Origin of the sequence: Clostridium aquiflavi (genome assembly GCF_031344075.1) — a bacterium.
Lineage (GTDB): Bacteria > Bacillota > Clostridia > Clostridiales > Clostridiaceae > Clostridium > Clostridium aquiflavi.
The window spans coordinates 1-20,322 of the sequence record NZ_JAVJAN010000046.1 but is presented as its reverse complement, the minus strand read 5'-3'; the positions used below and the strand labels follow the sequence as shown (position 1 = coordinate 20,322).

Sequence of the window (20,322 nt, the reverse complement as noted above, 5' to 3'; positions counted from 1 at the left end):
TCAACAGGAAGAAACTTAGATGTATGTGTTGATGGTGATGGATATATTATGGTAAGTAAAGGTCCAGAGGTTTATAAAGGTGGAACAAGTGAAGGTACTGGAACTATTGGAATAGAGACTTCTGGAAAATTATCAGGTGGTAGTGAAAGTGAAATTTTATATACAAGAGATGGTAATTTTACTCTTGATTATGAAGGAAATCTTTTAACAGCAGATGGATACAGAGTAATGGGATATTTGATTCAAGATGGGGAAGAGGCAGATGCAAAGGCTAGTATAGAATGGGAAACTCCAGGTGGAGGTACCACTAAAGTTGCAGTAGCAAACTATGTAGATGCTGATTCCAAAACATTAAAAGCAGTAGGGGAAGGAAAAGAACTTAATACTTTAAAAATACCAGATAAGGTAAAAACTTATCCTCTTAATGATGATGGTACTCCTAATACTAGTGAAAAACCAATAGAAGTTCCTGTTAAAAGTTTTTCTATAGGAAAAGATGGTGTAATTACAGCAGTTCTTGGAGATGGTAGTAGAACTGCACTTGGTCAAATAGCTATGGCTACTTTTAAAAACCCAGAAGGTTTAACTACAATAGGAGGAAATAAGTTGCAGACATCTCCTAATTCAGGACCTGAAATAATAAAAACACCTGTAGGTGGAATGAAAAATGAAGGTGGAGACCCAGAAAAGATAGATAATAGTAAGGGCTTTGGAGATTTTATCCAAGGTACACTTGAATCATCAAATGTAGATTTAACAGAGCAATTTACAGACATGATAACAGCAACAAGAGCATTTCAAGCTTCATCAAAGATGATATCAACAGGAGATGAAATACTTCAAACAATTACAGGATTAATGAGATAAAAGAATTTAATAATTAGGGAGTAATATTTTCTCCCTAATTATTTAAATAAATAATATTAGAGTATAAGATTTATACTTAATGGGAGGATGTCAATGATTGAACTAACAGGAATGAATAATAAATCATTTATATTAAATGATGATCATATTGAAAAAATAGAACAAGTTCCAGAAACTTTAATTACACTAAGTAATGGGAAGAAGTACATAGTTATTGAAAGTGTAGATGAAATTAAATTTAAAATTCTAAAGTATAAAAGAGAAATTTTTATTCAGGGAAGATAGAGGAGGCATTTAGTAATGAAAAAAACTGATATAATGACTGCCGCAGGATTAATAATGGGTTTAGGATTAATGATTTATGGGATGGCAAGTGGAGGCTCAGGTACAAGCAACTTAAAGCTTTTTTGGGATGTATCTTCAATAGCTATAACATTCGGGGGATCTATTGCAGCAGTAATGATTGTATATCCGCTAGATGAAATAAAAAAAGCAGGAATATTATTTCTTCAATCATTTAAAGAACCAAAGTCGTCTACAATGGAAACAATAAGTCAGTTTACAGAACTTTCAAGAAAAGCTAGAAGAGACGGGTTATTATCTTTAGAAGATACAATATCTCAATTAGAAGATAAATTTTTAAAGAAAGGCTTACAAATGGTTGTTGATGGAATAGAACCTGAATCTATAAAAGAAATATTAGAATTAGATATATCAGAAATGGAGGTAAGACATAAATCAGGATCAGGAATTTTTTCAGCTTGGGGAGCATTTGCACCAGGATTTGGTATGTTAGGTACACTTATAGGGTTGATACAAATGCTTGCAAATTTAACTGATTCTAGTACAATAGCATCAGGAATGGGTAAGGCTCTTATAACAACATTTTATGGTTCGCTTATAGCTAATATTTTTGCATCACCAATAGCACAAAATTTAAATAATAAAAGTCAAAAAGAAGTTGCTATAAAAGAAATGATGCTTGAAGGCATACTTTCGATTCAATCAGGAGTAAATCCTAGAATTGTTGAGGATAAATTAATATCTTATTTATCACCACAAGAAAGAATAGTTTATACTCAAAATAATTCAGAAAACAATGAAGGGGTTGCATAGAAATGGCTAGGAAAAAAAAGTCGGATGATGGTGGTGGCTTAAGAGGAGATGAGTGGCTAGCAACTTATTCGGATTGTGTTACATTACTTTTAACCTTTTTTATTTTACTTTATTCTATGTCAACTGTTGATGCACAAAAAGTACAATCAATATCACAGGCTTTTGTATCAGTTATGACAGGCCAGTCAGGTGACACGTTTCTTAAGTATAACCAATATGATGGAAAGGTCCCTATAATTGGAGGAGAATCAGATACTGAAGGTGTAATTGATGCAGAATCTTTAGGAAAAGAAAGTATGTACAAAGATGTAAAAGATTATGTTGAAAAAAATAATTTATCTGGAGCTATGGATATTGTTCAAGACGAACGTGGAGTTATTCTAGAATTAAAAGATAGTGTTTTATTTGAATCAGGTCAAGCAGATTTAATTCCTGGAAGTAAGGAAGTTTTAGATAAAGTTGATACATTAATTTCAGCATTACCAAATTCAGTTATAGTAGAAGGTCACACTGATAATGTACCTATAAGCAATTATAAGTATGCAAGTAACTGGGAATTATCAACTCAAAGAGCAGTTAATGTAGTTAAATATTTTGTTGAGACAAAAAGTAATGATCCAATGAAGTTTAGTGCAGCTGGTTATGGCGAATATAGACCAATAGTTTATAATAATTCTGAAGAAAATAAAGCTAAAAATAGAAGGGTTAATATATTAATAATTAATGAAAAAGATAATGAGGAGTGATAATAATGGCTGATAAGGATAAGAGTAAGGATAAGGAATTAAAAGGTAAATCAGGCAATATGAAAACTATTATAATATTTGTGGTAGCTTTACTACTTGTTGGTGGAGGAGTTTTTGGGACAACTTATATATTCATGCAAAAAAATGCTAAAATAGTTGTTCAAGAAAGCGCAATTGATATAACTTATGTAGATATGGGAGAAATCACTGCGAATTTAGCTGATGAAGGTGGAAAGAGGTACTTTAAGGGTCAAATATCAATAGGGTATGATAAGACAGATAAAGATGCAGAAACTGAACTAAAAGAAAAAAAGGTTGTAGTAAGGGACTCAATAATATTTTATCTAAAGTCTTTAAAGATTGATTATATTAATGATACTAATAATGAAAAGGAAATAAAAGTCCAACTTATGGATAAAATAAATAAGCAATTAACAAAGAGTAAAATAGTAGATGTTAGATTTGATAGCATAATAACTCAATAGAAAGAAGAAAAAATATGGAATTTAGTTTTTTTAAGATGATTCTAAATTTAATTATGTCATTATTGGTTGTTTTTTCACTTATGTTTTTAACATTTAAGATATTAGGAAGTAAGGTAAAAGCAGTTAATGATAATAAATATGTAAAAGTTATAGATAGAACTCAAATAACGAAGGAAAATTCTATAGTAGTGATCAAAGTAGGTAACAAGGGATATTTACTTGCAAATACACAAACAGGTATGGAAAAATTAGAAGATTTATCTGAAGAAGAAATTAATAAGATTGAAGAAGATAAAAGAAATAATATGTATGTTATAAATGAGTCATATATGAAGAAATCTGAAAATATAAAGAAAAAGGTTTTAAATATATTTAAGAATTTACACATCAAAGGAAGATAAAGATGAGAAAAAATAAAAACAAAGTTGTGTTTGTGTTGATTTTAGCTTTTGCTATTATAACATTTTGTGGAATAAAAGCATATGCAGTTCCTGAGGGTATAGATTTGCCACAAGTAAATGTAGCTATTGGAGATGGGGAAAGCAGTCCAAATGATTATGTTAATAACATAAAAATATTAATATTTTTCACTATTCTTGCAGTATTACCATCTATAGTTATAATGTTGACATCTTTTACAAGAATAGTAATTGTATTTTCATTTATTAAAAGTGCTATGGGGGTACAACAAGCAATACCTAATCAAATTTTAACAGGACTAGCATTGTTTCTTACTATATTTATTATGTCACCAGTATATAATGAAGTTAATACAAAGGCATTTCAGCCGTATATTGAGCAGAGTATAACACAGGAAGAAGCTATTGAAATAGGTTCAAAACCAATAAAAGATTTTATGCTCAAGCAAACTAGAGAAAAAGATTTAGAGTTATTTGTAGAGATTAATAATGTGAATAAAGAGGAATTGACTAGAGAAAATATTTCATTTACAACTTTGATTCCTGCATTTGCAATAAGTGAACTAAAAACAGCGTTTCAAATAGGATTTTTAATATATTTACCGTTTATAGTAATTGATATGGTTGTAGCAAGTGTACTTATGTCCATGGGTATGATGATGTTACCGCCAGCTATGGTATCATTGCCATTTAAATTATTATTATTCGTAATGGTAGATGGATGGTACTTACTCGTAAAATCGTTAATTATGAGCTTTTCGTGAGGTGAAAATTTATGAGTCAAGCTTTATTAAATGGTGTTGTTAAAGATACTATAATAGTTGCAGTAAAACTGGCAGCTCCAATACTACTTGTAGTATTAATTGTTGGATTGCTTATAAGTATTATACAAGCAACAACCCAAATTCAAGAACAAACTTTAACTTTTGTTCCTAAATTAATTGCTGGAGCTATTGTTGGAATATTTTTAGGAAGCTGGATGCTTCAAACATTAATGTCTTTTACAACAAGAATATTTGAACTAATTACAAAAGTTACAGCGTAAGGGGAGGTAGTGCATTGTGATTGAAACGGCCTACTTTCTTGCATTATTTTTTATATTTTTAAGATTAACATCTTATTTTGTTATTGTTAATGCATTTTTTCAAACAGGAACACCACATATATTAAAAGGAACATTAAGTTTAATAATATCTATTGCAGTATTAGCTGGAGTAGACTATTCAACTGTCAATGAAATAAATAATGTATATTATTTAATCATTTATGGATTAAATGAAGTTATGACTGGTTTAGTACTGGGGTTTATAACTAACATGATTTTTGAAGTAGTAAAATTTGCGGGAAGCTGGATGGATATTCATGCAGGCTTTTCTATGGTATCGGTATTAGATCCAACTTCACATTCTCAAACTACTTTAATTGGAAATTTTTCTTATATGATAGCCACAGTTATTTTCTTTATTGTGGATGGTCATCATATAGTAATAAAATTATTAATTGAAAGTTTTAGAATAGTACCTATTGGTCAAACATTGGTTTATCAAGAGACTATGATGGCTGTAATATCTACTATTACTGAGTATTTTGTATTAGGAGTGAAAATAGCAGTACCAATAGTACTGATAATTGTTATAACTGATTTATGTTTGGGATTAATATCAAGAACCGTACCCACAATTCCAATAATGATATTTGGTTTACCAATCAAAAATTTATTAGGACTTATTACATTTGTAATTTTATTGCCACTTATATTTAAGATAGTTAGTAGTGCAATTTATAATTTATCAGATGTTTTTGAACATATTTTCAGAGCAATTCCTGCAATTCCTCTAGTATTGATATTTGCAGATGAAAAAACAGAAGAAGCCACTCCAAAGAAAAAATCAGATTCAAAGAAAAAAGGACAAATGGCTAGAAGTAAAGATGTAAGTGTTGCTATTACTATGGCTGCATGTACGCTAGCTGTTTCTATGTTATGGGGAAGCTTAGTAGATACATTTAAAGGTGTTTTAACTTATTTTTTAGTATTCCCTAGTTTAAAAGATTTTAATGAATTAACAGCTATGAGCTTGATTTCATTTAGTCTTTTAAAAGTAGCTACTGTATTTTTACCATTTGCATTAGCAATAATGATAGCAGGAGTAGCATCAAGTATAATTCAAACTGGTTTTCTTATAACAGGAGAACCATTAAAACCTTCATTAGGTAAGATAAATCCGCTAAAGGGTTTAAAAAATATGTTTTCTAAAAGAAGTTTAGTTGGTTTAATTAAAAATGTTGTAGTAGTGACAATAATATCTATATTAGCGTATAAGTATGTTAAGAATAATTATGTTGATATAATAAATATTTCGAATTTATATTTACCTTCTTTAGGGGATGAAATAAAAAATTTAGTAATAGGAATATTTAAGCAAATAACATTAGCATTAGTTATTATTGGAGCAACAGATTATTTTGTACAATTTAGACTTCATAATAAAGAATTGAAAATGACCAAACAGGAAATTAAGGATGAATACAAGCAAGCAGAGGGAGATCCTCAATTAAAAGCGAAAATAAAGCAAAAGCAAAGAGAAATGGGAATGAGAAGAATGATGCAATCTGTTTCAGATGCTACAGTTGTAATTACAAATCCTACTCACTTAGCTATTGCATTAAAATATGAAGAAGGTGGAAACATGGAAGCACCTAAAGTTGTTGCTAAGGGGGCAGACAATGTAGCACTTAGATTAAAAACAATTGCTAAAGATAACGATGTTCCTATTGTTGAGAATAAACCATTAGCAAGGTTAATGTATGATAGGGTAGAAATAGATCAAGATATACCTCAAGATTTATATCAAGGGGTAGCAGAAGTACTAGCAATAGTATTGAAGTTAAAGAAGAAATCTTAGTTTTATATTAAATAAAGGATGGGATAAGGTTGGGACTTGGAAATAAAAGACTCGATGTAAAAAATAACTTAGATGTACTTGTAGCAGCTGGAGTTATATGTATAGTACTTATGATGATAATACCATTGCCAAAAACATTATTAGATGTACTTTTAGCATTTAACATAACGTTATCTGTTGTCATCATAATCATAACAATGTTTACTACAAATGTATTGCAATTATCAGTATTTCCAACATTGCTATTAATTACTACATTATTTAGATTAGGCCTTAATATATCATCAACTAGACTTATATTAAGTGAAGGTGATGCAGGAAAGATAATTCAAGCATTTGGAGATTTTGTTATCGGGGGAAACTATGTAGTTGGTATAATTATATTCTTAATTATAATTATAATACAATTTATGGTTATTACAGCCGGTGCTGGTAGAGTTTCTGAGGTATCAGCAAGATTCACACTTGATGCTATGCCAGGAAAACAAATGAGCATAGACGCGGATTTAAATTCAGGTCTTATAGATGAAACAATGGCTAAACAAAGAAGACAAGATTTACAATCAGAAGCAGATTTCTATGGATCTATGGATGGTGCTTCTAAGTTCGTAAAAGGAGATGCTATTGCAGGGATAATAATAACTGTAATAAATATAATTGCAGGTATAATAATTGGAGTTATGCAAAAAGATTTAAGTATTGGAGATGCTGCACTTAAGTATGTTCAACTTACTGTAGGAGATGGACTTGTAAGTCAGGTACCAGCGCTATTAATATCTACAGCATCTGGTATTTTAGTTACACGTTCAGGAAATGCTGAAAATTTTGGTAAATCTTTATCAAGGCAATTAACAGGATTTCCTATAGCAACATCTATTGCAAGTGCTGCTATGTTCTTTTTAGCATTAGTTCCTAATATGCCTAAAGTTCCATTTTTAATTGCAGCAGCTTCAATGGCAGTTCTTTCTTATATGCTTTACAAGGAAGAGACCAAGCAATTAGAGCAAGAGTTTGTTTCAGAGGAAGAAGAAATTATTGAAGCTGAACGTAAGGAACCAGAGAATGTAATGAATCTAATTTCAGTAGAACCAATGGAAGTTGAAATTGGTTATGGATTAATTCCGCTTGCAGATGAAAGTTCAGGTGGGGACTTACTTCAAAGAATAGCTTCTGTTAGAAGGCAATGTGCAATCGAAATGGGAATTGTAGTACAACCAATAAGAATTAGGGACAATCTTCAATTAAAAACCAACGAATATGTTATAAAAATAAGAGGAACAACAGTAGCTTCATCTGAATTAATGCCAAGTATGTTACTTTGTATGGATCCTACAGGTGATGGTTTAGAAATACCAGGTATAAAGACTTTAGAACCAACATTCAAATTGCCAGCTGTATGGATTAATAAAGATCAGAGAGAAGAAGCTGAAATAAAAGGATTTACAGTAGTAGATCCAACGACAGTTATGGTAACACATTTAACAGAAACTATAAAATCTCATTCTTACGAGTTACTTGGTAGACAAGAGGTTAAACTTATTGTTGATAACTTAAGAGATAAATATAGTGCTGTTGTAGAAGAACTTATTCCAGATTTAATGACTATAGGTGAACTTCAAAAAGTATTACAAAGTCTTTTAAGAGAAAAAGTGCCTATAAAAGATATGGTTACGATAATGGAATCTTTGGCTGATAATTCAAGAAATACAAGAGATATTGAAGTTCTTACAGAATATGTTAGATTTTCTTTATCAAGAACAATTTGTAATCAGTTAATAAATGAAGATAGATCAATTACAGTTGTAACATTAGATCCTAATGTAGAAGAAATGATAGGGTCAAATATTCAAAAGACAATGCAAGGATCTTTCCCCACTGTAGATCCAGATACAACAACTAGATTACTTGGAGGTATAAAAAATATACTTGAAACAACTTACTTCAATAATAATCAACCAGTTATATTAGTATCTCCTAATATAAGAGCAGTATTTAAAAAATTAATAGAAATGGTATTTCCACATATTATGGTAATTTCATTAAATGAAGTACCAAATGATATAGAAATTAATAGTGGAGGAGTTGTAAGTATTTAATGATTATAAAAAAATATCTTGTAAGTAATATGAATGAAGCATTAACTAGGATTAGATATGAACTAGGTAAAGATGCGATTATAATAAGCCAAAGGAAAGTAAGAAAGTCTGGAATTAAGGGTTTTTTTTCAGGGAAGTTAATAGAAGTTACAGCAGCAGTAGAAAATGCAGTTGATTCAAAGAAAACTAACAATAAAAAAGATGATAAAATAGAAGATTCATTAAGTAATATAAAAAGATTATTAGAAACTTCTGATAAAAATACAATAATAGAAAAAGATGAAAAAACAACAAGAGCTGCTTTAAATTTAACTACTAACTTAAAAGTAGAAGAAAAGGAAAATTCATATACCCCCCCAGAATTGATTAAAGATTCTATGCATAAAGAAGTTAGTGAAATGAAAGAGCTTTTGAATAGAGTTATAGAAAATACATCAAAAGATGAAGTTAAAAAAATTGATAAAATTCAAGAGAAGCTTATTGAGATAGATGTAGATGAGGGATTTCATGAAGAAATACTTAGTAGAATAAATAATGTTGATGATGAAAATATAGATAAATATGAACTGCTTAGAAATGCATTTGAAGAAGTATTTGTGGAATGTAGTGAGGATATTTCCGGAAAAATAGCTTTAGTTGGACCAACTGGTGTTGGAAAAACAACTACTATAGCAAAGCTAGCAGGGAAATTAGCACTTATAGATAAGAAGAGTGTTGGATTAATAACTGTTGATACATATAGAATAGGAGCAATAGAACAGTTAAAAACTTATGCTGAAATAATGAATATACCTTTTAAAGTTGTAATTACTATAAAAGAAATGGAAGAAGCAATCAATTCAATGAATGACTGTGATGTTATTCTTATTGATACTACAGGTAGAAGTAGTAAAAATACTATGCAAATTTCAGAGTTAAGAGCATTTGTTGAAAAAGCTAATCCAGATTATGTAAGTATGGTGATTAGTGCCACAACTAAAAATAGAGACATAGTGAGTATATTAAATGGCTATTCTGATTTATCTTATGATAATGTAATAATTACTAAATTAGATGAAACAACTGTATATGGATCACTATATAATATAATGAAGAGATCGAATAAACCTGTTAAGTATATAACAACAGGGCAAAATGTACCTAATGATATGATAGTACCAACTAGAGAAGAAATGGCTAGATTTATGTTAGGGGAGGAAACTTTATGCTAGATCAAGCTGAAGCTTTAAGAAAACTTGTTGATAAAAGTGAAAATACTAATAGTAAATCAAATGTTAAGATAATTACAGTTACATCTGGTAAGGGTGGAGTAGGCAAAAGCAATTTTGTTGTTAACCTAGGAATTTCTTTACAAAATAAAGGTAAAAAAGTTTTGATTTTTGATGCTGATTTGGGTATGGGAAATGATGATGTTCTTATGGGTATTTATCCTAAGTATAATATATTTGATATTATATTTACTGAAAAAAAGATAGAGGATATAATTATACTAGGACCTAATGGAGTAAGTTTATTACCAGCTGGATCTGGATTAAATAAAGTAGATGAATTACAAGAAAATCAAAGAAATTTATTTTTAGAAAAATTAGAATCTCTTAATGAATTTGATTATATACTTATGGATACTGGTGCTGGAATTAATAAAAGTATTTTATCTTTTATGGCTGTATCCAAAGATTTAATAATAATAACAACACCTGAACCTACATCGCTTACTGATGCATATAGTTTAATAAAAGCAGCTGATCATTTTAAAATAAAGAATCATGCAATGATTGTAGTTAATAGAGCGATTAATTCATCAGAGGGATTAGAGGTATATAACAAACTTGAAAGAGCAGTAAACAAATTTTTAAAATTAGATTTGGAATATTTAGGCTATGTTATAGATGATAGAAAAGTTGTTCAAAGTGTTAAAATGCAAAAGCCTTTTGTAATATCATATCCTACATGTGAAGCATCTCACTCTATAGATAATATTGCATTGAAAATTTTAGGGCAAGATGTGAAGACTTCAAGTGGACCTAGAGAATTGTTTAAAAAATTATTTGGAATATTTTCATAGGAGGCTAGGAATGTCAAAATTTATATTAAAAGTTAATGATAGAGTAGAGGTTTTAGTAGAAGATAGAGCTTTTAAAAGCTTGGTACAAGATATTGAAGATGATTATATTAAGATAAATATTCCAGTATGTGATGGGGAATATTTATCTTTGAAAATAGATGATAAGATAGAAATAAATTCTTATGCAAGAGGTAAAAATTGCTTTAATTTTTACTGTGATGTTTTAGCACGAGGAAAAGAAAATAATATAATTTATTATAAATTAAGCGAACCATATAATGTAAAAGAAATACAAAGACGAGATTTTGTAAGAGTAGATTTTATGAATATTATTAAGTTTAAAAAGATAACAGAATCAGAAGATGAAGAAATCACTAGTTTTAAAGATGCATTAATGATTGATTTAAGTGGTGGTGGAATGAGATTTAAAACTAAAGAAAAATTAGAGAAACAGGATAAGTTATTATTAGAATTTGCATTAAACGATAAATTAAATTATTTAAAAGCACAAGTTATGCGTTTAGAAATAACAGAATTTAATGAATATATTTATGGAGTTAAATTTATTCGCATTAGTGAAAATCAAAGAGATAAAGTTATAAGTGAAATTTTTAATATAATGAGAAAACAAAGAGAAAGATTATAATTATTATTTAACAAAAGATGAAATTTTCTCCAAAAATTATAAAAATATAAGATGATGTGATAATAAGAGTGTAAAGAGTGAAAAGAGGAGGGATTGAGAGGAATGTGCAATTTACAAGATAACGATGTAAAAGAACAAATAGTAAAAGAATATATCCCTTTAGTTAAATACATAGCTTCTAGGATTATGATTGGTAAAAATAAATATATGGAGTATGAAGATTTAGTTAGTTATGGGATAATAGGACTTATGGATGCTATTAGCAAATTTAATCCTGAAAAAGGAATGAAGTTTTCATCATATGCCTCTATTAGAATAAAAGGAGCTATAATAGATCAAATACGTAAGAATAGGCCTATAACTAAAGGTGCCATGGATAAGCTAAATAGATATAATGGTGCTATTGAAGCTTTGCAAAATAAATTATTAAGAGAACCTAATATTTTAGAAATAGCAAAATATTTAGAATTATCTTTGGAAGAAGTTTCTCAAATAGAAAATTACATTAATCATATATCTATGGTATCTTTAGAAAATATAATTTTTTCAGATGATGAGGAAGTTAATCTTTTAGGAATAATAGAAGATAAAAATAGTCCTAGTCCAGAAGGTGAATTAGAAGAAAAAGAAAAGTTAGAAGTATTATCGGATGCCATTAAATTGTTAAAAGAAAAAGAGCAGTTAATACTTAATTTATATTACTATGAAAAATTAACTCTTAAGGAAATAGGAGCTATATTGTCAGTATCTGAATCAAGAGTATGTCAATTACATGCAAGATCTATTAGTAATTTAAGAGAAGCTATGAAAAAATTACATTACATTAATTAAAGAGGCGAGTGGATGATACCATTAATATTAATTACAATTGGAATTATTTTAATTGTATATAATTATAAAACAATGAGTAAAGGTACAACTTCATTTGAATTTACTTTAAATGAAGAAAAGGAAAATTTAAACGATTATAAATTAGAACTTGGTCTTTTAAGAAAAGATATAGGTGAAAGCCTTACTGAACTTCAGCAAGAAATAAAATCTATAAAAATCAATTTAGATATGGTTAATGATATTGAAGAAGAGTACGATAATATATTAGACAGTAATATTTATAAAACACAAAATACTAGTGAACTAGAAAATAATATTCAAGAGGAACATATTGCTATAGATAAAAGCGAAATTGAAGACGTAAGCAATGGAATTATTTCAGAGATAAATTTTCAAAATCAGAAAGAACATAATGAGCCTAATAAGCAACAGAAAATAACTGATTTAATAAAGAAAAACTTAACTGATGAGGAGATATGTAAAGCTTTGTCTATAAGTAAGGGGGAAGTGTTATTAGTAAGAAATTTATTCAAAAGCTAAAAGACGTAATATTTTTCTTAAATGATAGCAAAATATTATTTGGTATTGGCATAGGATTAGTTATAGGAGTAACCCTTATGCTTGGATATAAAAGTAGTTTTAATCTTTCAGACAGTAAAATAGAAGAAAGAGCTAGAGGATTAGGTATGCACTATAATGATGAATGTAAAGCTATTATTAAAGAAGGAGCTGATAGTAAGTGATAAGAGGTTTTTATACTGCTGTATCGGGCTTAATAACATTAGAAAATGAACAACAAACTGTTACTAATAATATTGTTAATGTTAATAATAACGGTTATAAGAAAAATACTTTAACAAAACAAAGTTTTGAAGATGTTATGATAACTAATAGACAAAATAAAGTTGGAAATAGACATATTCCAAATAAACTTGGTAATTTAAATTTAGGTGTAAAAGTTAATGATGTAAGTACTATATATACGCAAGGTGCTTTTAAATCTACAGATAGCAATACTGATTTTGGGATTGATGGAAGAGGATTTTTTACAGTACAAAGAGGAAATGAACGTTTATTTACAAGAAGTGGTGATTTTAAGATAGATCAACAAGGATATTTAATAACAGTTAATGGAGACTATGTACTAGGAAGAAATAATGCAACAGGTGCAGAAGAACCTATATATGTAGGGAAAGATGAATTTTCTTTAGATGGAAATAATAATCTTCAAAGTGCTGCAGGGGAATCAACACATACATTATTAACAGCAGATTTTACAGAGTATGCACCGTTAGAAAAGGTTGGAGATAATTATTATAAAGGTGACAATCCAGTATATAATGCAGTGGTAAATGTAAGACAAGGTGTACTTGAAACTTCAAATGTTAATCCAACAGAAGAATTAGTAAAACTTATGGAAATAAAACGTCAATTTGAAACTAATCAAAAATTCGTTAGCATGCAAGATGAAACTGTTCAAAAAGCTGCAAATGAAATTGGATCGGTAAGATAGGGAGGATAAAAATATGTTTAATATATTTGCAAATGCCCAAAGTGGTATGAATGCATATCAAGAAAAATTAGATTATCTTTCAAATGATTTAGTAAATACATCAACTACCGGATATAAAGCAACAGATGTTCAATTTAGTGATCTTTTAACTGAATCATTAGATAGAAAAGGAACTCCTCTTGTAAATAAAGATGCCATTAATGGTACTGGTGTTAAATTAGGTATGGATTACAGAAAAGATACCCAAGGAAACCTTTTAACTACTGGAATTAAAACTGATATAGCAATAGATGGAAAAGGATACATTGCATCAGTTCAACAGGATGGAACTATAGCATATACTAGGGATGGTAACTTAAAAATTGATAGCAATGGGACATTAGTTGATGCTAGAGGTAATAAAATATACATACAATATGAAGGCGGTATGTCAGAAGGAAGTCCTAAATTATCTAGTGAAGATATTTCAATAGATGGTGACGGTGGAATATCAACAAAAGTTGATAATCAATACGTAAAAGTAGGACAAATACCAGTGTTTACTGCAATAGGTGACAAGGCATTTGTTGCTATTGGAAACAATTATTTTGTTGCATCTGATGATGCTCAAATAGCTTTAAGTAATGATTATAATATTGAGCAAGGTATGTTAGAAGGATCTAATGTAGATACTTCTGAGATATTTACAGATATAATAAGTACTCAAAGAGCATTCCAATTAAGTTCTAAAGGTATAACAACTGCTGATGAAGTATGGGGAATGATAAACGGAATGAGAAAATAATTTAAATAAAAGTCTATGTTTTAGCAGAGTGTTGATATATGGATAAGCAAAGTGGACGGAGTAATTGAACTTAAGAACACTAAAATAAGTATAGTCCCATTTTAGCTTGCTCTCAATATAAAATTGAGACAAGCAGTAAATGTGACAATACTTATTAAGAGTTCTAAAAGTCTAATTACAATGCCACTTCACCTATTGCATATATCAACACACATTTAAAAAATAGCCAAATAAAAAATAGTATCTCAAATTTTTGAGATACTATTTTTTATTTAATAATTATTTTGCTAATAATGTTGTTGTTAAAGGTGGTACTACTTGTTTCTTTCTTGATAATACCCCTGGTAGGAATGTCATACAGTTGTATAATTCTACCTTAAATGCTTTTTCAACAATTTCTGGTTTTGGTCCAGCAACTAAAATTTGAGAACCTTCATTTAATATATCAGTTAAAAGTAGCATAACTACATCAAAGTTATTTTCTTCAGCTTGTTTGCTCATATAATTTAGCATTTCATCTTTTAATGGCATAAATCCATCGATGTCCATTGTATTAACTTGAGCAACACCTATTTTAGAATCAGCTATACTAAAAGGTTTGAAATCTTGATTGAAGATTTCAGCAACAGATTTTCCTTTTAAAGAAGTACCTGCTTTAAACATTTCTTTAGCAAATTCATCAATGTTTATTCCTGCTATTTCAGCTAATCTAAGACAAATAATTTTATCTTGTTCAGTACAAGTTGGGCTTCTAAATAATAGAGTATCTGAAATTATAGCTCCACATAAAAGTCCAGCAACTTCCTTAGAAGGCTGAATATCACTTTCAAAATAACATTTAGCAACTATACTTGAAGTACTGCCAATTGGTTCATTTCTAAAGTATATAGGGTTGCTTGTTTGAATATCAGCAACTCTATGATGGTCTATTATTTCTATTATTTCAGCATCATCTAAGCCATTAACAGATTGACCTTTTTCATTATGGTCAACTTGAATAACTTTTTTCTTATGATCAGAAATAAGATGATATCTAGAAATTGTACCCATTACTTTACCTTCAAGATTAGTTACAGGGTAGCAATGGTATTTAGTTTCAGCCATAACACCTTTAATATCATCCACTAAATCATCAGTAGAGAATGATACTAGGTTTTCTTTAGCCATTACATATTCAACTGGTATACTTTGAACAATTAATCTTGATGCTGTAAATGAATCATGAGGTGTACTTATAACAGTAACTCCATTTTCTCTAGCTTTAAATATTAATTCAGATGGCAAAGTATTTGATCCAGTTATAATTATTAAAGAAGTTCCTATATTTAATAGTTCTTCTTGAACATCATGTCTATCTCCAACTATTGCAATATCACCTTGATTTATTATTTCTCTTAAACTATCAGGTTGCATTGCAGTTACAGTTATTTTTCCAGGAAATGTTTTAACATTTTCATCTATGTATATTGCTTTGGCATCAAGAGTTTCTAGTATATTTTCTATAGATGTATTACTCTTTGCTAGGATGTTATTATCCCAAATATCCATATAAGCTGATGTTAAATTAGAAATAGAAATAACTCCGATTAAGCAACCATTTTTATCAGCTATTGGTAAAGCTTTAAGATGATTATCTCTCATTATATTCCAAGCGCCTCTTAATGGGAAAGTTGGTGGAATTGGATCAAGATTATCTATTTTTAAATCTTCTACTTTAAGCTTTACTGTTTCTAAATATTTAGGCGCTTCAACACCAAAATAATCTAGTATGAATTGAGTTTCTCGATTTACATTACCTAGTCTTACAGGTATAGCTTCAAGATTACTAATTTTATTTTTCAAAGCTGCATATCCATAAGCAGCACAGATTGAATCTGAATCAGGATTTTTATGTCCAGTTACATAAACTATATTCTTCAAAATAGCTCCTCCTTATTTGTATAAAATCACAGTATATATTTTACTTGTAAATTTCAATAATGTAAAGTTTATTAAAAAATCATCATAACTTTTATAAAGGAAAATATATATATTTATATGAGGAGAAAAAAAGGGAGGAGAAATTGTGGTACAAGAAAAAGAACTTTTAAAAGGACTTAGTACAAAGGAAGCCGAAAAAAGAATTAAGAATTTTGGGCTTAATGAACTTCAGCACAAAAAAAAGACATCAGCCTTAAAAATATTTCTTTCACAATTTAATGATTTTATTGTATGGGTACTTATAGCAGCAACAATAATTTCAGGAGTTATAGGTGATAAAGCTGATGCAATTACTATATTAATAATTGTATTTGTAAATGCAATATTAGGATTTGTTCAAGAATTCAAAACAGAAAAGTCATTAGAGGCTCTAAAAGATTTAGCAGCACCAACATGTAAGGTATTAAGAGATGGAAGCATACAAATTCTTAATTCCATATACTTAACTATTGGTGATGTAGTTATTTTAGAAGCTGGTGATAGAGTTCCAGCAGATGGTGCATTTATCGAAGGGTTAGGTATTGTTGTTGATGAATCACTACTTACTGGTGAATCAGTAGGTGTTGATAAAGATGTTAATGGAAAAAATAATAGATGCTACATGGGAACAACTATTGTAAAAGGAAAAGGATTATTTAAAGTTGACACAATAGGTATGAAGACTGAAATGGGAAAAATAGCAGATTTAATTCAAAACATAGATGAAGAAAGATCTCCTTTAAATAAAAAATTAGATTCGCTTGGTAAAGTATTAGTAGTTATTTGTTTAGTTGTATGCATAATAGTAACTGTAATGGGTGTAATAAGAGGTAATGATGTAACAGAAATGTTTTTACTTGGAGTAAGTTTAGCAGTAGCAGCTATTCCAGAAGGACTTGCTGCCATTGTAACAGTAGCATTAGCACTTGGAGTATCTAGAATGTTAAAAAGAAACGCTCTGGTAAGAAAGTTACCAGCAGTTGAAACTTTAGGATGTACTTCTGTTATATGCTCTGATAAGACAGGTACATTAACTCAAAATAAGATGACAGCTAAAGAAGTTTATTTAAATGGAAGAATATATGAATTAGAAAAAGAAGAATTAAAAGATTATAATAAAATGATGAAAGCTTTAGTTTACTGTAATGACTGTAATTACGATTTTACTAAGGATATAATGCTAGAAGTACTTCATGGAGAGCCAACAGAAACTGCTTTAATAGAAATGTTTTTTAAGAAAGTTGAACCATTAAAAGAATATGTATCCAACATAAATAGAGTGTATGACGTTCCTTTTGATTCAACAAGAAAAATGATGTCTGTAATAGTTAATGAAAATGGTAAAGAAGTTTGCTATGCTAAAGGTGCACCAGAAAGACTTATAGAAAAATGTTCTTATATATTAGAAAATAATAAAATAAAGCCTTTAACATATCAAAAAAAACAACAAGTTGCAAAATTTATTGAAGCTATGTCATCTAGAGCACTAAGATGTATAGCATGTGCATATAAAGAAGAAGGAATAAGTAAAAATAATCATTTAGAAGAAAATCTTATATTTATAGGTGTTGTTGGAAGTATTGATCCTCCAAGAAAAGAAGCTAGAGATGCAGTTTTAAAATGTAAGCTTGCAGGAATAAAGCCTGTTATGATAACAGGAGATCATAAAAATACTGCTTTAGCCATAGCTAAATCATTAAATATATGTAATACTGAAGAGCAAGTTTTAACTGGTGAAGAAATAGAAAAAATTAGTGATGAGGAATTATATAAGAAAGTTAATAAAATCAGGGTATTTGCTAGGGTTTCACCAAATCATAAGTTAAGAATTGTAAAAGCATTCAAGAAAAAAGGTAATATAGTCGCAATGACTGGTGATGGAGTAAATGATGCTCCAGCAATAAAAGAAGCAGATATAGGAATTTCAATGGGGATTTCAGGAACTGATGTTACTAAAGAAGCATCATCAATGATATTAATGGATGATAATTTTTCAACTATAGTGGCAGCAGTAGAAGAGGGAAGAATAATTTATGATAATATAAGAAAATTCATAAGATATTTATTGTCTTGTAATTTGGGTGAAGTTTTAACTATGTTTTTAGCAACATTATTTTATCTTCCAAATCCATTAAGTCCAATACAAATTTTACTTGTTAATTTAGCTACTGATGGATTACCAGCTATTGCTCTTGGCGTTGATCCAGCTGATAGTGATATTATGAGACAGGCTCCAAGAGCAAAAAATGAAAGTATTTTTGCAAGGGGACTAGTTGAGAAGATTGTAGTAAGGGGGTCGTTGATAGGAATATGCACATTACTATCATTTATGATAGGAAGATATTATGGTATGAATCTAGAGACTTGTAGAACTTTAGCTTTATGTACTCTTGTAATGTCTCAATTAATACATGTTTTTGAATGTAGATCAGAAAGACATTCAATATTTGAAATAAAGCTATTTACTAATCCATATTTAGTAGGAGCTGTTTTAATTTCAATAATAATGATAACATCTGTACTTTATATACCATTCTTTAGAGGAATATTCCATACTGTTGCATTGTCATTTAGTCAATGGTTAATAGTAATGTTCTTCTCAGGAATAATAGCATTAATAAATAGTGTGTATTTATTAATAAAATCAAAATAGAATGTTAAGTTTAATTTAATAGTAATATTTTAGTATAAGGGCGTAGTGGCATTGAAATTTGCTTTTTAGAATATTTGTTGAATTAATTGCTTGTCACAATGTTTCATTGGGAGCATGCATTAATTAGACTAAACTTTGTTTTAGTGTTGTTAAGTGAGAGTCGAAATTTTACATTTCGCTCCTCGAACTTACTCAGCGAAGTCGAGTTTCCTTTTTACATTCGGTCCACGAGCTTTATACTACAATATTACCATTGTTCAAATATAACAACAAAAGTACCAATTGAAGTTTTCAATTGGTACTTTTGATTTAATCTGTAAATTATCTTCTCATCATTTTAGTAGCTTGTTGACGTGATTTCTTTAATTCACTATGATCAACAGGTATTAGATCTTTTTTAGTTGTAAGATTCAATACATTCATTATTTGAATAGCTTCTGTAGTATCTTTTTTCTTTATTTTCTCGCCTTTAACACCCATTATTATTACTTTATTTCCTTGAGATACAGTAATAAATTCAGGTTTTTTAAACCATTTATTTTGTTTATAAAAACATTTAACAACAGATCTACCAACTTCAGGCTTAACTACCATTTCAACTAATATTTTGTGAAATATAAAGTAACTTTTTTCAAAAACCTTTACTGATAAAACAGTTCCAGATGTACTTGTAATTCTATCTCCATATTTTTCAAGATATGCGTCTTGAAAATATTTATTAAATTTTCCAGAAAATTTTTCTTTTAAACCCATTTATGACTCTCCTTTTTAATAACAATGTATTTATCAATTAAAATAAAAAACCTATTATATCTAGCTTATTATATCATAATAGTTTATTAAGTACCATACATATTAGCATTTGATTGTATTTTAAAGTGACATGTAAAATCTAATTAATTCATATAGTATTTGTGATTATTAAAATAATATGTTTCATAGCAATTTTTATAAATAAAATTATAAGTTGAAATAAGTGAATTATTTAGATATAATTAATTAAAATAGAATATTTTGCTAGGGGTGCCGTTTTTAACGGCTGAGAAGGATATCCTAACTCTAATAACCTGATATGGTTAGTACCATCGTAGGGAAGCTTATTTACTTACTGTATATATTTATATGTAGTGGTATTTTATGCTTGCTTAGTGCAAGCTTTTTTTATTCTTTAGGAATTTATATTATTAAAAAATTTGTGGATAACTTTTAAAATAATGTGTTTTAAAGGTATTATGAGTA

General features: G+C 28.9%; 21 protein-coding genes and 1 riboswitch. Of the genes, 19 read left to right on the top strand and 2 right to left on the bottom strand.

All coding sequences use genetic code 11. The features are described 5' to 3' along the window. The 18 genes from RGC78_RS14210 to RGC78_RS14125 form a co-directional block, all read left to right on the top strand. Positions 1-867 (top strand): flagellar hook-basal body complex protein (locus tag RGC78_RS14210; RefSeq protein ID WP_309556848.1); only part of this gene is annotated, 867 nt, incomplete at its 5' end. Positions 868-960: 93 nt separating this feature from the next. Next, a complete protein-coding gene (locus tag RGC78_RS14205; protein WP_252212641.1) occupies positions 961-1,152 on the top strand; it encodes a flagellar FlbD family protein in 192 nt (63 codons plus the stop codon). A 15-nt stretch (positions 1,153-1,167) separates the two neighbouring features. Next, a complete protein-coding gene (locus tag RGC78_RS14200) occupies positions 1,168-1,983 on the top strand; it encodes a motility protein A (protein WP_017354005.1) in 816 nt (271 codons plus the stop codon). Positions 1,984-1,985: 2 nt separating this feature from the next. Then, positions 1,986-2,729, top strand: coding sequence for a flagellar motor protein MotB (locus tag RGC78_RS14195; RefSeq protein ID WP_012423782.1), 744 nt, complete (start codon positions 1,986-1,988; stop codon positions 2,727-2,729). A gap of 5 nt (positions 2,730-2,734) precedes the next feature. Beyond that, positions 2,735-3,214, top strand: a complete 480-nt coding sequence (locus tag RGC78_RS14190; protein ID WP_012425882.1) for a flagellar basal body-associated FliL family protein — start codon at positions 2,735-2,737, stop codon at positions 3,212-3,214. 14 nt (positions 3,215-3,228) lie between these two features. Further along, on the top strand, positions 3,229-3,615 hold the full coding sequence (locus RGC78_RS14185) for a flagellar biosynthetic protein FliO (protein ID WP_017354004.1): 387 nt from the start codon (positions 3,229-3,231) through the stop codon (positions 3,613-3,615). Positions 3,616-3,617: 2 nt separating this feature from the next. Continuing rightward, a complete protein-coding gene (gene fliP, locus RGC78_RS14180; RefSeq protein ID WP_309556847.1) occupies positions 3,618-4,397 on the top strand; it encodes a flagellar type III secretion system pore protein FliP in 780 nt (259 codons plus the stop codon). An 11-nt stretch (positions 4,398-4,408) separates the two neighbouring features. Beyond that, entirely contained in the window at positions 4,409-4,678 is a 270-nt protein-coding gene (gene fliQ / locus RGC78_RS14175; RefSeq protein ID WP_012424486.1) for a flagellar biosynthesis protein FliQ, read from the top strand. Between the two features lie 16 nt (positions 4,679-4,694). After that, positions 4,695-6,536 carry a fused FliR family export protein/FlhB family type III secretion system protein gene (locus tag RGC78_RS14170; RefSeq protein WP_012423993.1) on the top strand — a complete coding sequence of 614 codons (1,842 nt, stop codon included), beginning with the start codon at positions 4,695-4,697 and terminating at the stop codon, positions 6,534-6,536. Between the two features lie 29 nt (positions 6,537-6,565). Further along, on the top strand, positions 6,566-8,632 hold the full coding sequence (gene flhA, locus RGC78_RS14165) for a flagellar biosynthesis protein FlhA (protein WP_309556846.1): 2,067 nt from the start codon (positions 6,566-6,568) through the stop codon (positions 8,630-8,632). After that, on the top strand, positions 8,632-9,843 hold the full coding sequence (gene flhF, locus RGC78_RS14160; RefSeq protein WP_309556845.1) for a flagellar biosynthesis GTPase FlhF: 1,212 nt from the start codon (positions 8,632-8,634) through the stop codon (positions 9,841-9,843). The genes flhA and flhF overlap by 1 nt, the downstream gene beginning before the upstream one ends. Then, entirely contained in the window at positions 9,837-10,697 is an 861-nt protein-coding gene (locus RGC78_RS14155; protein ID WP_309556844.1) for a MinD/ParA family protein, read from the top strand. The genes flhF and RGC78_RS14155 overlap by 7 nt, the downstream gene beginning before the upstream one ends. Positions 10,698-10,707: 10 nt before the next feature. Beyond that, on the top strand, positions 10,708-11,343 hold the full coding sequence (locus RGC78_RS14150) for a flagellar brake protein (RefSeq protein WP_309556843.1): 636 nt from the start codon (positions 10,708-10,710) through the stop codon (positions 11,341-11,343). Between the two features lie 102 nt (positions 11,344-11,445). After that, positions 11,446-12,174 carry a FliA/WhiG family RNA polymerase sigma factor gene (locus RGC78_RS14145; protein WP_252233994.1) on the top strand — a complete coding sequence of 243 codons (729 nt, stop codon included), beginning with the start codon at positions 11,446-11,448 and terminating at the stop codon, positions 12,172-12,174. A 12-nt stretch (positions 12,175-12,186) separates the two neighbouring features. After that, entirely contained in the window at positions 12,187-12,714 is a 528-nt protein-coding gene (locus RGC78_RS14140; protein ID WP_012425636.1) for a hypothetical protein, read from the top strand. A 77-nt stretch (positions 12,715-12,791) separates the two neighbouring features. Beyond that, on the top strand, positions 12,792-12,917 hold the full coding sequence (locus RGC78_RS14135) for a hypothetical protein (protein WP_012424692.1): 126 nt from the start codon (positions 12,792-12,794) through the stop codon (positions 12,915-12,917). Next, positions 12,914-13,687: a flagellar basal-body rod protein FlgG gene (locus RGC78_RS14130; protein WP_309556842.1), complete on the top strand. Its 774-nt coding sequence runs from the start codon at positions 12,914-12,916 to the stop codon at positions 13,685-13,687. Before RGC78_RS14135 ends, RGC78_RS14130 begins: the two co-directional genes overlap by 4 nt. Positions 13,688-13,700: 13 nt before the next feature. Further along, on the top strand, positions 13,701-14,471 hold the full coding sequence (locus tag RGC78_RS14125; protein WP_252250237.1) for a flagellar basal-body rod protein FlgG: 771 nt from the start codon (positions 13,701-13,703) through the stop codon (positions 14,469-14,471). Positions 14,472-14,750: 279 nt separating this feature from the next. On the opposite strand, the gene RGC78_RS14120 is transcribed toward RGC78_RS14125, so the two are convergent. Then, complete coding sequence (locus RGC78_RS14120; RefSeq protein WP_252233997.1) at positions 14,751-16,391, bottom strand: putative manganese-dependent inorganic diphosphatase; 1,641 nt, start codon at positions 16,389-16,391, stop codon at positions 14,751-14,753. Between the two features lie 145 nt (positions 16,392-16,536). On the opposite strand from RGC78_RS14120, the gene RGC78_RS14115 reads away from it, so the two are divergent. Next, positions 16,537-19,083, top strand: coding sequence for a calcium-translocating P-type ATPase, PMCA-type (locus RGC78_RS14115; RefSeq protein WP_309556841.1), 2,547 nt, complete (start codon positions 16,537-16,539; stop codon positions 19,081-19,083). Between the two features lie 321 nt (positions 19,084-19,404). Here RGC78_RS14115 and RGC78_RS14110 read toward each other — a convergent pair whose 3' ends face one another. After that, positions 19,405-19,836 carry a hypothetical protein gene (locus RGC78_RS14110; protein ID WP_012425357.1) on the bottom strand — a complete coding sequence of 144 codons (432 nt, stop codon included), beginning with the start codon at positions 19,834-19,836 and terminating at the stop codon, positions 19,405-19,407. Positions 19,837-20,092: 256 nt separating this feature from the next. Continuing rightward, positions 20,093-20,194: riboswitch (TPP riboswitch) on the top strand. Positions 20,195-20,322 lie beyond the last annotated feature (128 nt).

Bases quoted from the DNA above. Each gene is read 5' to 3' on its own strand.
- RGC78_RS14205 (WP_252212641.1), top strand. From the start codon at position 961: ATGATTGAACTAACAGGAATGAATAATAAATCATTTATATTAAATGAT.
- RGC78_RS14200 (WP_017354005.1), top strand. From the start codon at position 1,168: ATGAAAAAAACTGATATAATGACTGCCGCAGGATTAATAATGGGTTTA.
- RGC78_RS14195 (WP_012423782.1), top strand. From the start codon at position 1,986: ATGGCTAGGAAAAAAAAGTCGGATGATGGTGGTGGCTTAAGAGGAGAT.
- RGC78_RS14190 (WP_012425882.1), top strand. From the start codon at position 2,735: ATGGCTGATAAGGATAAGAGTAAGGATAAGGAATTAAAAGGTAAATCA.
- RGC78_RS14185 (WP_017354004.1), top strand. From the start codon at position 3,229: ATGGAATTTAGTTTTTTTAAGATGATTCTAAATTTAATTATGTCATTA.
- fliP (WP_309556847.1), top strand. From the start codon at position 3,618: ATGAGAAAAAATAAAAACAAAGTTGTGTTTGTGTTGATTTTAGCTTTT.
- fliQ (WP_012424486.1), top strand. From the start codon at position 4,409: ATGAGTCAAGCTTTATTAAATGGTGTTGTTAAAGATACTATAATAGTT.
- flhF (WP_309556845.1), top strand. From the start codon at position 8,632: ATGATTATAAAAAAATATCTTGTAAGTAATATGAATGAAGCATTAACT.
- RGC78_RS14155 (WP_309556844.1), top strand. From the start codon at position 9,837: ATGCTAGATCAAGCTGAAGCTTTAAGAAAACTTGTTGATAAAAGTGAA.
- RGC78_RS14150 (WP_309556843.1), top strand. From the start codon at position 10,708: ATGTCAAAATTTATATTAAAAGTTAATGATAGAGTAGAGGTTTTAGTA.
- RGC78_RS14145 (WP_252233994.1), top strand. From the start codon at position 11,446: ATGTGCAATTTACAAGATAACGATGTAAAAGAACAAATAGTAAAAGAA.
- RGC78_RS14140 (WP_012425636.1), top strand. From the start codon at position 12,187: ATGATACCATTAATATTAATTACAATTGGAATTATTTTAATTGTATAT.
- RGC78_RS14135 (WP_012424692.1), top strand. From the start codon at position 12,792: ATGCTTGGATATAAAAGTAGTTTTAATCTTTCAGACAGTAAAATAGAA.
- RGC78_RS14125 (WP_252250237.1), top strand. From the start codon at position 13,701: ATGTTTAATATATTTGCAAATGCCCAAAGTGGTATGAATGCATATCAA.
- RGC78_RS14110 (WP_012425357.1), bottom strand. From the start codon at position 19,836: ATGGGTTTAAAAGAAAAATTTTCTGGAAAATTTAATAAATATTTTCAA.